The 15,178-nt window shown below is 40.8% G+C and carries 11 protein-coding genes; 1 reads left to right on the top strand and 10 read right to left on the bottom strand.

The window, feature by feature from the left end:
• Positions 1 to 99: 99 nt before the first annotated feature.
• Positions 100 to 2,697, bottom strand: a complete 2,598-nt coding sequence (gene alaS / locus ABJV04_RS13690; RefSeq protein ID WP_348492102.1) for an alanine--tRNA ligase — start codon at positions 2,695 to 2,697, stop codon at positions 100 to 102.
• Between the two features lie 132 nt (positions 2,698 to 2,829).
• Entirely contained in the window at positions 2,830 to 3,288 is a 459-nt protein-coding gene (locus ABJV04_RS13685) for a regulatory protein RecX (RefSeq protein ID WP_348492101.1), read from the bottom strand.
• A gap of 39 nt (positions 3,289 to 3,327) precedes the next feature.
• On the opposite strand from ABJV04_RS13685, the gene ABJV04_RS13680 reads away from it, so the two are divergent.
• Positions 3,328 to 4,470, top strand: coding sequence for a GNAT family N-acetyltransferase (locus tag ABJV04_RS13680; RefSeq protein ID WP_348492100.1), 1,143 nt, complete (start codon positions 3,328 to 3,330; stop codon positions 4,468 to 4,470).
• 9 nt (positions 4,471 to 4,479) lie between these two features.
• Here ABJV04_RS13680 and ABJV04_RS13675 read toward each other — a convergent pair whose 3' ends face one another.
• The 8 genes from ABJV04_RS13675 to ABJV04_RS13640 all read right to left on the bottom strand — a co-directional run bounded on the left by ABJV04_RS13675 (position 4,480) and on the right by ABJV04_RS13640 (position 14,971).
• Complete coding sequence (locus ABJV04_RS13675) at positions 4,480 to 5,067, bottom strand: DUF938 domain-containing protein (protein WP_348492099.1); 588 nt, start codon at positions 5,065 to 5,067, stop codon at positions 4,480 to 4,482.
• A 22-nt stretch (positions 5,068 to 5,089) separates the two neighbouring features.
• On the bottom strand, positions 5,090 to 7,726 hold the full coding sequence (gene metH, locus ABJV04_RS13670; protein ID WP_348492098.1) for a methionine synthase: 2,637 nt from the start codon (positions 7,724 to 7,726) through the stop codon (positions 5,090 to 5,092).
• A gap of 12 nt (positions 7,727 to 7,738) precedes the next feature.
• Positions 7,739 to 8,794, bottom strand: coding sequence for a homocysteine S-methyltransferase family protein (locus ABJV04_RS13665; protein ID WP_348492097.1), 1,056 nt, complete (start codon positions 8,792 to 8,794; stop codon positions 7,739 to 7,741).
• An 11-nt stretch (positions 8,795 to 8,805) separates the two neighbouring features.
• Entirely contained in the window at positions 8,806 to 9,732 is a 927-nt protein-coding gene (gene metA, locus ABJV04_RS13660) for a homoserine O-succinyltransferase (RefSeq protein WP_348492096.1), read from the bottom strand.
• Positions 9,733 to 9,923: 191 nt separating this feature from the next.
• Complete coding sequence (locus tag ABJV04_RS13655; protein WP_348492095.1) at positions 9,924 to 11,564, bottom strand: phosphoethanolamine--lipid A transferase; 1,641 nt, start codon at positions 11,562 to 11,564, stop codon at positions 9,924 to 9,926.
• Between the two features lie 183 nt (positions 11,565 to 11,747).
• A complete protein-coding gene (locus ABJV04_RS13650; protein ID WP_348492094.1) occupies positions 11,748 to 13,535 on the bottom strand; it encodes a glycosyltransferase family 39 protein in 1,788 nt (595 codons plus the stop codon).
• Positions 13,519 to 14,253 carry a VTT domain-containing protein gene (locus tag ABJV04_RS13645; RefSeq protein WP_348492093.1) on the bottom strand — a complete coding sequence of 245 codons (735 nt, stop codon included), beginning with the start codon at positions 14,251 to 14,253 and terminating at the stop codon, positions 13,519 to 13,521. Before ABJV04_RS13645 ends, ABJV04_RS13650 begins: the two co-directional genes overlap by 17 nt.
• The gene (locus tag ABJV04_RS13640; RefSeq protein WP_348492092.1) at positions 14,243 to 14,971 is read right to left on the bottom strand and encodes a glycosyltransferase family 2 protein; all 729 of its coding nucleotides are present in this window, start codon (positions 14,969 to 14,971) and stop codon (positions 14,243 to 14,245) included. Before ABJV04_RS13640 ends, ABJV04_RS13645 begins: the two co-directional genes overlap by 11 nt.
• Positions 14,972 to 15,178 lie beyond the last annotated feature (207 nt).

Below are 15,178 nucleotides of genomic sequence, written 5' to 3'. Positions count from 1 at the left end.
CCCTAGTTAAAATTAGCATATTTACCAGTTCACTCCAGAAAATACACAATTAGCATTCCTTGTTTTTGTCGTCACTTACAAAAACTCTCTAATAAATACTTATAAGCGTTCTTCTAACCAACTATGTACTGAGTTAATAGCTGCATCAAGGTTTTCAGGCTGACTCCCTCCAGCTTGCGCCATATCGGGTCTACCACCACCTTTTCCACCTACTTGACTGGCTACATAATTAACTAACTCACCAGCTTTAACTTTACCAACTAGATCTTTGGTTACACCAACAATAACACTTACTTTATTATCAGCCGGTAACCCTAGAACTATGACACCACTGCCTATTTGATTCTTCAGGTCATCGACCATTGTACGCAAAGTTTTAGATTCTACCCCTTCAACTTTAGTCGAAAGAACTTTCACTCCCTTCACATCAGTGGTCTGAGACGCTAAATCGGTTCCAGCTTGAGCAGCCATTTTCTGCTTCAACTTGGACAATTCCTTTTCTAACTCTTTAGCATGATCAACTACAGTCACGATTCTACTTTGCAAATTAGCAGTGTCTGTTTTAAGTAGACCCGAGACATTGCTAATTAATTTCGATTGGTCTTGCACATATTGTAATGCAGCTTGACCGGTAATCGCTTCTATCCTTCTCACACCAGAGGCAATGCCACTTTCGCTGACAATTTTAAATAAACCGATGTCACCTGTTTGATTGACATGGGTCCCACCGCAAAGTTCCATAGAGAATGGTCCCATAGATACAACTCGCACGTCATCGTCGTATTTTTCGCCAAATAATGCCATTGCACCGGCATTTTTAGCGTCCTCTAATCCCATCAGTTTAGTTATTAAACGATGATTTTGACGAATTTGATCATTTACCAGCGTCTCAATGTCTTCAAGTTGCTGCGCAGTCACCCCTTCCATATGGGAAAAATCGAAACGTAAACGCTCAGCATCGACTAAAGAACCTTTCTGATTAACATGCTCACCTAAGATGGTTTTTAACGCCGCATGCATTAAATGGGTCGCACTGTGGTTAAGTTTGATGGCAGCACGACGTTGCCCGTCAACTTGTGCTTCAACCATATCCCCAACCTTAATATCACTTTGGGCAATACCTTTGTGAGCCACGGCATCATTTAATTTTATCGTGTCGGTAACTTTGAATTCAGTAGACACACCTTGCAACACGCCAGTGTCACCAACTTGACCACCTGATTCGGCGTAAAATGGTGTTTTACTTAATATAACGATGCCTGACTCACCCGCTTTGAGAGATTCAACAGAACCGTTTTCAGCAAATAACTCGGTAACTTCAGAGCTATCCGTCTCAGAATCATAACCGCTGAATTCGCTAATGGTTTTAGCATGCAAAGTGTCATTATAATCTTTACCAAAATTGCTGGCCTGTTGAGCGCGTTCACGCTGTTGTGCCATCGCTTGGTCAAAACCATCCTGATCAATAGTAAAACCTTTCTCACGAGCCACATCATTGGTTAAATCAGCAGGGAAACCATAAGTATCATAGAGTTTGAATGCTAACTCTCCTGGCAGCACTTCACCTTCTAACTCAGACAATGCTTCATTAAGTATTGTCATACCGCGCTCTAATGTACGAGAGAATTGCTCTTCTTCAACTCGCAAAACTTTTTCAAGCACAGGCTTTTGCGCGATAAGTTCAGGGTAGGCTTCGCCCATTTGAACGCCTAATTCATCAACTAATTTATAAAAGAAGATGTCTTTCGCACCTAACTGATACCCGTGTCTTACTGCACGACGAATAATTCGACGAAGTACATAACCACGGCCTTCATTGGATGGCATTACTCCATCACAAATTAGAAATGCACAAGAACGAATGTGGTCAGCTATTACTCGTAACGATTTATCTTCTAAATCTTTAGAGCCTACGATTTTGGCAGCAGCAGCAATCAATTCTTGAAAAATATCGATTTCGTAATTGCTGTGCACGTTTTGCATAATTGCCGAGATACGTTCTAGCCCCATACCCGTATCGATTGATGGCTTAGGCAGTGGATGCATAACGCCATCAGCAGTGCGATTAAACTGCATGAATACCAAGTTCCAAATTTCAATGAAACGGTCACCATCTTCTTCTGGTGAGCCTGGAGGTCCACCCCAAATATGTTCGCCGTGATCATAGAATATTTCAGAACAAGGACCACATGGACCGGTATCACCCATTGACCAGAAATTATCTGAGGTGGCTATGCGAATAATCTTTTCCGCTGGAATACCAATTTCTTTATTCCAAATATCAAATGCTTCATCATCTTCATGATAAATAGTAACCAGTAACTTTTCTTTTGGTAGCCCAAGAACATCAGTTAAAAAGTTCCAAGCATAATGTATTGCTTTTTGCTTAAAGTAGTCGCCGAAACTAAAGTTACCCATCATTTCAAAAAATGTATGGTGACGAGCGGTATAACCTACGTTCTCGAGGTCATTATGCTTTCCACCTGCACGCACACAGCGTTGTGAAGAAACTGCTTTGTTATATTTGCGAGTTTCAGTGCCTAGGAAAACGTCTTTGAATTGATTCATTCCGGCATTGGTAAACAAAAGCGTAGGGTCATCCGCCGGGACCAATGAAGAACTGGGTACAATTTGATGACCTAAATTGGCGTAATAATCCAAAAAGGCACTTCTAATTTCAGCGGTAGTTTTACTCATTCATTTTCCTGATTATAAAGTTAGTTCCGACAAGTACTTAGACTTGCTCGTAAAGGGCTATAGGCGGCGAACGATAGCATAAATTAGGGAACCTTGTTAAGCCGTGAATTCGTTACGCCCCATTGTTAATTCTTATTCATCCGATTCGCCTTTTAATGCAAGTCGTATTTGTTCATGGTTAAAACCGCGATATTGCAAAAAACGCATACGTTTTTGTTTGTCCTGCCAGTCTTGTATTGGTTTACTACCGTACTTTTTACGATAAGCTTGAATGGCTGTCTCAGCAAAGTCAGTTTCACTCTCTGCGAAGGCATTTGAAACTGTTATTTCATCAATATTATGTTGTTGTAATTCAACTTGGATACGCTTCAGCCCCTGCCCTTTGAGTGCACGATGCCGGATAAAGGCTTCAACAAAACGTTTATCACTTTGAATATCTTTTTCAGCAAACAAAGCTATCTGCTGTTTTAGTAAATTCCTATCTAGCCCTTTTAACGCCAGCTTTGAGACTAGTTCATGCTGACTGTGTTCTCGACGAGCTAACAGACGAGTTATAGAATGATTGATGATCTTCACATCATTGTCTGACATATTAATAGCCTATCAACTAGATTCACCGGAACCTTTGCTTTGTTTTTTCAATTTATCCATTCAACTGATGCCATACCTAAACAGATCTGGGATGATTTAAACCAAAATCAAGCACTGTTTTGCAATTATGAATTTTTAATCGCCTTAGAACAGTCGGGTTCTGTTGGCGGTGATACAGGTTGGACTCCCCATCATTTGGTAGCTTATCAGGACGACAAGGTTATAGGTATCCTACCTATGTACAAAAAAAGTCATAGTTATGGTGAATATGTGTTTGATTTTGCATGGGCGGAAGCTTATCAGCGCTATCAAAAACAGTATTACCCTAAATTAATCAGTGCTATTCCCTTCACACCTGTTACCGGTATTCGTTTATTAACAGATCATGCAGTTGATGCTAAAGTTTTATTAGGCAAGATGTATGAATTTATTAAACAACAACTGCCTGTATTAAACCTATCGTCGGTACACTTTCTTTTTCCAAAGGAACAAGTGAGTCAACAACTACAAGAGTTTGGCGCGGTGCAAAGACGAAGTGTCCAATTTCAATGGTTTAACCGCGACTACCCGCACTTTGATGATTTCTTAGCCACATTTACTGCTAGGCGCAGAAAAAGTGTGCGTAAAGAAAGGCAAAAAGTGGCGCAGCAAGGGTTAACGGTAAAACGCTTTCACGGCGATAAGTTAACCTCGGTTGAAATGGACTTCTTTTACCTTTGTTACTGCCAAACCTATTTAAAACGTAGCGGTCACAGTGGCTATTTGAGCAAATCATTTTTTTCACAGATTCTCGACACTATGGCAGACAACATTTTGTTAGTCATCGCCTCTGTGCAAGATACTCCCGTTGCTGGGGCACTTTATCTATATGACCAAAATCAGCTTTGTGGGCGCTATTGGGGCGCGCTGGAAGAATTTGATGGCCTGCACTTTGAGTGTTGTTATTACCAAGGCATTGAATTCTGTATTGAGAAAAAAATAAGCAGCTTTAATCCCGGCACCCAGGGCGAACATAAAATTTTAAGGGGCTTTGAGCCCATATTCTGTTACTCAAACCATTGGCTGCACGATCCTTCGTTCCAAGACGCAGTATCACGCTTTGTTGAACAAGAATCCCCAGGCATTGAAGCCTATAAAGTGAATGCAGCTGAAGTGTTACCCTTTAAAAAAGCACAAGACTAACAAAAAGGCTTATTTACGCCACACTAACAAATGATTATTGGCCGGCATCTGAATCATATCATCTAAGGTTAGAGGCACGGCCCAGCTTTTTAACTCGGTAATGTCACGGATGCCGCCATAACCTCGCTGACGCAAGCTTTGATCAAATTGTGCATTGCTATCACTGGTAAAGTTACCGTCAATTTTAAACGGGCCATACTGACAAAACACGCCAGACTTGGGCAAGTTAACTGCGATAGTTTCCATCATTAGCTGGGCTTCATGGGGCTGCATAATATGGGTAGTGTTTGCGCTAAACACACTATCAACACCACTGAACGTCCATTTATCCTTGCCAATAAAAAACTCTACAGGCGACAACACATTGCTGCATTGTGATTCCGCTACCCAAGCATTTATACTGCCATGGTTGTCTGGAATATCGGTAGGTTGCCAAGTTAAATGAGACAATGCAGGGGCGAAAAACGCCGCATGCTGTCCTGTACCTGAACCAATTTCCAATACTTTGCTTTGATTAGCAAAAAGCTCTCGCAGCTGCGTTAAAATAGGTGTTTTGTTATTCTCACAAGGTTGGGAAAAATCTTTGTTATCGAACATCTATCACCTATATGTAATCAAATTAACCGTTTAGATTCGGCGCTAACCACTTCTGTGCAAGTTCTAACGTCCAGCCTTTACGCTGTGCGTAGTCTTCTAGCTGATCTTGTTGAATTTGCGCAACCGCAAAATAACGGGCATCTGGGTGAGAGAAATACCATCCAGATACAGCAGCACCTGGCCACATGGCATAGGACTCTGTTAGTTGCATACCGGTTGCGTTTTGGGCATCTAACAAATCCCAAATGGTTTGTTTCTCAGTATGTTCAGGACAGGCTGCATAACCTGGAGCGGGACGAATTCCTTGATACTTTTCTCGGATCAAATCGTCATTGCTTAACTGCTCATCTTCAGCATAACCCCAGATTTCCTTTCTGACTTTTTCATGTAGATATTCCGCAAAGGCTTCAGCTAAACGATCGGCAATGGCTTTGACCATAATCCCGTTGTAATCATCACCATCATCAATATAGGCTTGCGCTAACTCATCTTCACCAATACCAGCTGTCACCGCAAAAGCACCAATGTAATCCGCCTTTTTACTGGCTTTAGGGGCAATATAATCACTTAAGCAATAATTGAATCCTTTCGGCTTTTGGGTTTGTTGGCGTAAATGATGGGCAACATGAATCACCTCTTGGCGACTGTCATCGGCGTAAATTTCTACGTCATCTCCCACTCGATTGGCAGGGAAGATGCCCACTACACCTTTAGCAGCCAAGCTACCTTCTGCACAAAGTTTATTGAGCATGTCAGTGGCATCTTGAAATAGCTTTTTCGCTTCTTCGCCAACCACTTCATCTTCGAGAATACGCGGGTATTTCCCGGCTAAAGACCAGGTTAAGAAAAAGGGTGTCCAATCAATGTAATCAATCAAATCCGCTAATTCAACATCGACAGTTTGCACACCCAATGCCTTAGGCACAGGAGGATGATAAACCTGCCAATCACATTCAAAGCGATTTTCTCTGGCAGACTCTAACGTCACAGGTTTAGAGCGCGGCTTTTTGCGTGCGTGCTGTTCCCGAACCACATCATATTCTTTTTGTAATTGGGCAATATATTCAGGTCTAAACTCATCAGAGATCAGTTTTTGACAGACCCCAACCGCACGGCTGGCATTCGGAACATAAACCACTGGCCCTTGATAATTTTGTTCTATTTTAACCGCAGTATGGGCTTTTGAAGTGGTAGCTCCACCAATGAGTAGTGGTAAATCTAACTCTAAACGCTGCATCTCTTTCGCCACATGCACCATTTCGTCTAATGACGGAGTGATCAAGCCCGACAAACCTATCATGTCAACCTTTTCATCTTTGGCTACCTGCATAATTTTAGCCGCAGGCACCATCACTCCTAGGTCGATAATTTCATAGTTATTACACTGTAAAACCACACCCACAATATTCTTACCAATATCGTGTACATCGCCTTTTACCGTGGCTAATAATATTTTGCCGTTGCTGCTGCTTTGGTCTTTTTCCAATTCGATGTATGGTTCAAGATACGCCACGGCTTTTTTCATTACCCGCGCTGACTTAACCACTTGAGGTAAAAACATTTTACCCTCACCAAATAAATCCCCTACTACGTTCATGCCGTCCATTAACGGACCTTCAATCACATGCAAAGGTTTATCAGCTTCTAGCCGTGCAGCCTCAGTATCTTCGATAATAAAGTCGGTAATCCCTTTAACCAACGCATGTTCAAGGCGCTTGTTAACTGGGTATTCCCGCCATTCTAGATTTTCTTTGACAACGGCTTTGCCATCACCTTGATATTTTGGCGCTAAGGCTAACAAGTTATCGGTGGCATCTGGATGGCGGTTGAGGATCACATCTTCAACGGCGTCTTTTAATTCTTTGGGAATATTATCGTAAACTTCTAACTGACCCGCGTTGACGATGGCCATGTCCATACCAGCTTTAATGGCGTAGTACAAAAATACCGAGTGCATTGCTTCACGAACCGGGTTATTACCTCTAAACGAAAACGAGATATTCGATAAACCACCAGATATATGGCAATGGGGTAAGTTTTGTTTTATTTGACGAGTAGCTTCGATGAAATCAACCGCATAATTGTTGTGCTCTTCAATACCGGTTGCAACGGCAAAAATATTCGGGTCAAAAATAATGTCTTCTGGTGGAAAACCAATTTTTTCCGTCAACAGCATATAACTGCGCTCACAGATTTCATATTTTCTAGCTTGGGTGTCGGCTTGACCTTTTTCATCAAAGGCCATGACCACAGTAGCCGCGCCATAACGTTTTAACAGTTTGGCTTGTTTTAAAAACGGCTCTTCACCTTCTTTTAAGCTAATGGAATTAACGATGGCTTTACCCTGAACGCACTTTAATCCCGCTTCGATAACACTCCATTTAGAGGAGTCGATCATAATAGGCACGCGGGAGATATCCGGTTCAGAAGCAATCAGACTTAAAAAGCGCACCATTGCCGCTTCCGAATCCAACATGGCTTCATCCATATTAATATCGATAACTTGTGCACCGTTTTCAACCTGCTGACGAGCAACATCTAAGGCTGTCTCATAGTTATCTTCGAGGATCAGGCGTTTAAACATTGCTGAACCTGTTACGTTGGTACGTTCACCTACGTTAACAAAGGTTGCACTGGAATTTTGTTGTTGTTGAGACACGAAAAGCTCCTGTTAATGCACGAAGGGTTCTAAACCAGACAAGCGCATTCTAACTTCTTTTTTAACTGGGACTCGAGGCGCAATGCCTTCTACGACTTTGGCAATTTCTGCAATGTGTTCAGGTGTACTGCCGCAACATCCGCCGACAATATTAACTAACCCTGATTTTGCCCACTCTTGAATATGTTCTGCCATTTCATGTTCATCCATATCGTATTCACCAAACTCGTTGGGTAAACCCGCATTAGGATGCGCTGAAACCAGACATTCTGCTTGATTGGCAATCTCTTCCACATACTGACGTAATAGATCGGGTCCAAGGGCACAGTTGAGTCCAAATGACACAGGGTTGATATGTCGCAAAGAATAATAAAAGGCTTCGGCAGTTTGCCCCGATAGGGTGCGGCCAGAGGCATCGGTAATAGTGCCTGAAATCATAACCGGTAAACTTATGCCTAGCTCATCAAACACAGTGTCTACAGCAAAGGCTGCGGCTTTTGCATTTAAGGTATCAAAAATGGTTTCGATTAAAATAATATCCGCACCACCTTCAATTAAGCCGTGCGTTGCCTCTGAATAGGCTTCGACTAACTGATCAAAATTAACATTACGTTTGCCAGGATCATTAACATCGGGAGAAATAGACGCCGTTCGGTTAGTTGGCCCTAACACGCCCGCCACAAAGCGTGGTTTATCTGGTGTTTTCGCGGTGTATTCATCTGCCGCTTTACGCGCCAACTTTGTGGCTTCAATATTGATTTCTTTGGCCAGTGATTGCATATCGTAATCAGCCATGGCAATAGTGGTGGCGTTAAAGGTATTAGTCTCAATTATATCAGCGCCAGCTGCAAAGTACTGGCAATGAATATCATAAATAATTTGCGGTTGGCTCAACACCAATAAATCGTTGTTGCCTTTGACATCACAATGCCAATCAGCAAAGCGATCACCTCGGTAATCGTCTTCTTCCAGTTTATGCCGCTGAATCATTGTTCCCATTGCGCCATCAAGAATAAGAATTCGTTCTTTGGCAATAGAATACAGTTTATCGGTGTTATTTTGCGCCACGCAATTACCTCTTATTTTTTACTTGGAAGATCTGCAAGATCAAATGGTGTCGTCTGATAAACATAGTAGTTTAACCAGTTTGTTAACAGAAGCGAACCATGGGAGCGCCATGTTACATGATAGGGCTGGCTAGGGTCATCATTTTCGTAATAGTTTTCTGGTACCTTAGGGCTTAAACCATTATTAATATCCCGCTTAAACTCCTGATCCAGAGTATCAGGATCATATTCAGGGTGCCCAGTTACACACACCATGCGTTTATCTTTCGAGGCAACTAAGTAAGCCCCGGCTTTTTCCGAACTGGCCAATACATTCAGTCCCTCAACACTTTTATATATGTCGATGGGAATTTCCCCAAAGCGAGAATGCGGGGCATTAAACTGGGGATCGAAGCCACGCATTAACGCATCATGGGGATCATTCACATTATGGGTGTAAACCCCAGATAGCTTATCGTCTCTAAGTCGACGATTGTGGCCGTAAAAATGGAACATCGCCGCATGGGCAGCCCAACAGGAATATAACGTCGACTGCACATGACGTTGAGTCCACTCCATAATGGTGGTGATTTTGTCCCAATACTTCACCGCAGAATAATCTAGATGAGCAAGGGGCGCGCCTGTGATAATAAAGCCATCGTAATTTTTATGGGCCACATCATCAAATGACAAATAAAACGCATCCATGTGAGCTTTAGGGGTATTTTTAGGTGCCTGATTATCAATGCGAATAAGGTCTATATTAATTTGCAAAGGCGTATTGGAAAGCAGACGCAGAATCTGAACTTCAGTTTCAATCTTGTTCGGCATTAAATTCAAAATCCCCACTTCTAGAGGACGAATGTCTTGCTTAGCAGCCGCTTCGCTGTCCATCACGAATATATTTTCCGCGTTCAAGACCCCTTGGGCGGGAAGATCACTAGGTATTCGAATAGGCATAAGTTCTCCAATGTGGTGGTAAGGCAACAAATTTCGCTCATTCACACTGAAAAGTCAACATCTTTACGTCTAGACGTCTAAACGTTTATCCGGCTTATAATGTTTACACCTGAGAATTGATGTTTCGAACATCTAAAATAAGCTCAATTATTATTCCCGCCCTTAAAATTCGATAACTGAAATTGGCTCATCTAGTTATTTTTTGCCTCTATTGCAGTTGTTCTGCACTGCTGAAATATATCCATTTCTGGTTGATAAATACTGCTTTTCACATTAGCCAACCCTAACAAGGTGTCAAAAATATTGTCTTGAGAGAAGTCAGAATTCAATTTTCTAGACATACAGTCTTTAAAATTAGCATTGGCTAAATCGGTACTCCAGTACAACATAGGCACATGAGTTTGTTCTTCAGGAGCAATACTGTAAGGAAACCCATGTAGATAAAGTCCATTTTCACCTAATGATTCGCCATGGTCTGAAATGTATAACAAGGATTTATTAGTTGCATTACTTTGCTGTAAAACGCCAATAACTTTACTCAGAACAAAGTCGGTATAGGCAATAGTATTATCATATGTATTTTTTAATTGCTCTGCGCTGCAATTTTGAATATCACTTTGCGGACAATCTGGCATAAAACGTTTAAATGTATCAGGATAGCGCTGAAAATAAGTAGGCCCATGGGAACCAATCATATGTAAGACGAAAAGTTGATCAGCGGATTTTTGTTGGCTAATTTGTTGATGTAATTCTTCGATAAGAATTTCATCAAAACAAGCATCACCATTACACAAAGGTGAGTTTTGCGTTGGATCAAAGCCTATCTCACTAACTCTTTCACATACCCCTTTACAAGTGCTGTTATTGTCAACCCAAGTGACATCCACCCCAGCCCGTTGAATTATATCTAAAGCATTATCTTGACTACTGGCCACTCGACTTTCGTAATTGCTTCGTTGTAAACGAGAAAACATACATGGCACTGACACTGCTGTTGCGGTGCCACAAGAACTGACCTGTTTAAAACTGAGTATTGGAATTTGCCGCAAAAACGGGTTGGTATCACGTGTATAACCATTTAAAGAAAAGTTCTGTGCACGGGCCGTTTCCCCGACCACGACTATTGTTAAGTTTTGTTGGCCTTGGTTTGACGGATTGATGGTTGGCGATCTATCTAAAACTTTGAAGGGCAAAGGGGGATAAAAATAATTGTCTCGTAAATACCTAAATCCAGAATCATAAAATGCAAAGGGGACAATATACTTAAACAAATTATGATTATTTCTACCTACCGCTGCGTAATCTTTATACAGGGAAGTAAAAATCGAAGCTGTGACGATTAATGCAAGCAGATTTAACGCTAACACACTTTTGATTCGGCTTTTTAAATCTCCTTTAATCTTTATTTTAAAAATCATTGCTGAAGGGACAAGTCCCAGCAGAATAAAGTAGATAAGAAAACTAATATTCAAATAAGATGATGCTTCACCAGAATTGGTTTCAGCAATATTTTGAATCATGCTTTTATCAAAAATAACCCCGTACTGAAAAGTCGCATAAAACAATAGACATGACACTATCACAGTGACCGCCAGTATAGTTCTGGGAAAAATTATTCCTCCTAAAATACTAGTAATTATTATGGTTAGACAAAACAGTAATAAAATAACTGAAGCGTAAAAACTCCATTGTGACAAATTGTTTGGTTCAATGGCTTCAAATACGCCATTTAAAAAACAATAATTAAATACAAATACAATAAATAACGAACTTATTGCGATTATTTGCGCGCCAGAATATTCATGTCGCATTGCTTTTAAAATTATATTCATCTTGTCTCATTCATGCTTGATTAGACGACTATTTTATAAGCCTAACCTTAGCTGAAACTGAAGATAACCTAATGTTATACAATAATTTTTTAGAAAAATGACTTTATAATTTAATTGCAACTTTCTACTACATACGTTGAACTTTTTGCGGTTATTACTATCTTTTTTGATTCAAATAAACGCTTACGGTTTGGGAATATACTGGTATTCAATAATATTTCCCTGCGGTTTATGAAGCTGCGGTTTAGGACACCCTTCTATGCGACTAGCGGTATCTAATAATACCCAGTCGGTTCGATGAGCAAACCCAAGATGTATGGCTTTATTTTTATCAAAACAAAGCCCCTCAACTAACTCAAAACTTAACAATATAAATCGGTTTTTAGTGTTTCCTATCCATTGGTAAGCTGCTTTGACTTGCTCTGCATTGTCAGTGTGATAACCAAAATGAGTAATAGGATAAGGGGAAAATAGAATAAATTGCTCAGCAAAATCGACTAGCCCTAATTCTGCATTTTGGGGGAGCACTTGTTGGCTAACCAGTTCTTTCTGTATTTGGCTAAATATATGTTTAGGGGTTTTAACAGTTTCGAGTAACCCGTAGCCCCATGTACAATACAATATCCATAAGCCACTGAAAAATATCGGCCAACTCCGCCACTTTTGCTGTTTGTAGGTAATAAAGGCGCCAAAAAGCCCCACCAAACCAATACTCATAAAAAAGTACCAAGGTGAAATAGCGTATTCAGTCACTAGTTTTTCGGTGAAACTGAGATTGTTTAACCCAGCGAGCGCAAAAACTAATAACCCAGTAGATAAACCAACCACCAGTACCCATACAATCCAACTAACTGCCCTTCGCTGTAAAATTTGTCGCACATATGGTGCACTGTTCAAGGCTAACATTGGCAAAGCAGGCAATATATATACGCCCCTTTTGCCAGGGCTGATAGTGAAAAACACTAACACTAATATAATCCAAGCTAGCGGCAGAATGACACGGGCATCTTGCTTTTTGATTGCCCGTAGCCAATGCGGAATTAACCACGGAATGAGAATACTTAGGGGTAACCAAAAGGCTGGGATTACTGCAACGAAATAGTACCAAAACGGTTTAATATGATGCCAAGAATCCGCATAACGAGTGACGGTTTGTTTAAACAAAATATTATCGCGATATTGTTCTAGTAACGGATTCTGGCTTAGTTCAACCAATGACAACATAGGTACAAACCACAAACCTATTGCTAACAGCATCACCAATAGTCCCACCAGCCACTTAACAATAGACTCATTATTCGGTTTACGTATTGAGTGGCAATGGCAAATAAAGCGCATAAGCAAATACGGGATCAGTATCAATATAGGTAAAAAGCCTACGCCTTTGGTGATAACCCCAATTCCCATAAAAAAACAGGCCAAATAGAACCATCGCCATTTAGCGTCAAATAACAAAAACCTCAACAAACCATAACAACCAAGGGTGACCCACGCACATTCCATTGCATCAATTTGTGCACTTTTAGCCTGCAACATAAATTGAAAGCTAAACACTAATAACAGACCTGCTATAAAACCAGTTTCTGGATTCCAGAGCTTACGTCCAATATCAAAAACTAAATAAATAGTCAGTAGTGAGCACAAAGCAGAAGGTAATAAGAAAGCTATATTTAATGAGCCGAGCAATAGGTAAAAAATCGCGATTGACCACATAAACACAGGGGGTTTATCTGGATAAAATTCACCAGCTCTAGCAGGGAAAAACCATTGACCAGTTTCTACCATCTCTTTGGCAATTTGTGCGAAACGAGGTTCATCTGCAGGCCATGGATCGCGAAACCCTAAGCCGACAAAGATCAATGTGATGGCAATAATAAAAAGCAACGCCAACAGTTGCCATTCGCGAGCATGTTTTTGAGAGGATAATTGGAACAGAAACACATTAACCATCATTTCACTGTTTATGCCCATTGCTAGGGCTTAGATGTAGGCTACTTTGAGGGTTAACACTGGTGTTTAAATATTTATCAGCCTTAAATTTTTTATAGACATAAAGACTTAACAAACTGGATATGGCGAGAATTACAACACTGAGAATTATTTTCCAATAAGATTGCACCACCACACCTTTTCCCATAAGGGCAAAAATAGCCATCTGCGGGACGTAGCCAAACATAGACCCCATCACAAACGGCCAAATTTTAATTGTGCTTACCCCGGCAGTGATATTAGTAATGAGGTTATTACCTACTGGCAACAACCTAACAATCATAGTTTTCAGAAAAACTTGATTGGTCAAAAACCGATTGAGATCCATCACCTTGTTTGGAAAAAAGTGCATGACCACAGGTTTAGCATAAAAACGAGAAACAAGGGTGGTGAGTAAACAACTTAAGGTAATGGCAAAAGTCGAATAGATCACACCTTCTGTAAAGCCAAAAGCATAGCCGCTTAAAAACGCAATAAATTGTCTAGGGGCGCCTAATGAAGCTAATAAACAACTCACCAAAACAAAATTCGTTACCCCTTGCCATCCATTATGTCGGGTGTGAGCGTCTATCCAAGTTTGATTAAAGCTGTCGATAGATGGGATCTGCGCTAATAATTCACTGCCAATTAAGCAAATTAACAACAGTGGTAAAAAACGCCCTAGAACACTGATACATAACCTTAAAAAGTCACTGTTCATGAATGGTTTCAACTAACGCGGAGTTGCTGCGTCTTTGTAACCACATCACCCCAAGTAAATCCACGATCCCGACCCGTAATCTCCCCAACATATTATACTTGGAAGTACCTGATTGACGGTCTCGGTGGCTGACCTCAACCACCACAATAGTTCCGCCAAGGCGACGAACTAAGGCCGGAAGAAAGCGGTGCATATGATCGAAGTATGGAAGTTGTAAAAAAGTATCTTTGGGAAAGATTTTTAAGCCGCAACCAGTATCAGGGGTATTGTCACCCAAAATTCGACTCCTAATATTGTTGGCAATCTTAGATTGCATGCGCTTCCAAGCCGTATCTTTGCGGTTTTTGCGGTAACCGGCGATACAGAAATCAGTGCCAACGGGAAGTTTTTGAGCTTCTTTCAATAACTGCGGAATATCAGCAGGATTGTTTTGGCCGTCGGCATCTAGGGTAACGATCAGCTTTCCCTTGGCATAACTGACGCCAGTATGAATCGCTTTGCTTTGGCCAACAGAATACTTATGTCGAATAGGATTTACTTGCGGATAGTCACCTGAAGCAGCTAAACACAAGTTACTATAGGTATTATCATCGCTGCCATCGTCCACATAGACTATTTCAAACTGGTTATTGCTATCAAGAACAGTAACAATTTCTTTTATCAGTGGAATGATATTGTCTTGTTCATTTTTTGCGGGGATAACGACAGAAATATCCACAATATCAACTCTCCGAAGTGTATTGATTTGATGTTTGTGGACTATATCCAACTAACCTTAAGATTAACTGAAGTTAAAAAGATATTGTTTGGGGAATACCAGTTTGTATTTTTAAGTAACGGTTTTCTTTACGTTTTTGTGGAGCTTTGCCAAATAAGCTGATTCATTGCTTTGCTGATTCCTCTGGTGAGAAATAAAAGGTCACAA

This window comes from Aliiglaciecola sp. (genome assembly GCF_039982535.1).
In the GTDB taxonomy this organism is placed as follows: Bacteria; Pseudomonadota; Gammaproteobacteria; order Enterobacterales; family Alteromonadaceae; genus Aliiglaciecola.
This window is presented reverse-complemented; position numbering and strand designations above follow the sequence as displayed.

Excerpts from the sequence above, each read along its gene's own strand:
- alaS (WP_348492102.1), bottom strand. The coding sequence starts at position 2,697 with ATGAGTAAAACTACCGCTGAAATTAGAAGTGCCTTTTTGGATTATTAC.
- ABJV04_RS13685 (WP_348492101.1), bottom strand. The coding sequence starts at position 3,288 with ATGTCAGACAATGATGTGAAGATCATCAATCATTCTATAACTCGTCTG.
- ABJV04_RS13675 (WP_348492099.1), bottom strand. The coding sequence starts at position 5,067 with ATGTTCGATAACAAAGATTTTTCCCAACCTTGTGAGAATAACAAAACA.
- metA (WP_348492096.1), bottom strand. The coding sequence starts at position 9,732 with ATGCCTATTCGAATACCTAGTGATCTTCCCGCCCAAGGGGTCTTGAAC.
- ABJV04_RS13655 (WP_348492095.1), bottom strand. The coding sequence starts at position 11,564 with ATGAATATAATTTTAAAAGCAATGCGACATGAATATTCTGGCGCGCAA.
- ABJV04_RS13650 (WP_348492094.1), bottom strand. The coding sequence starts at position 13,535 with ATGGGCATAAACAGTGAAATGATGGTTAATGTGTTTCTGTTCCAATTA.
- ABJV04_RS13645 (WP_348492093.1), bottom strand. The coding sequence starts at position 14,253 with ATGAACAGTGACTTTTTAAGGTTATGTATCAGTGTTCTAGGGCGTTTT.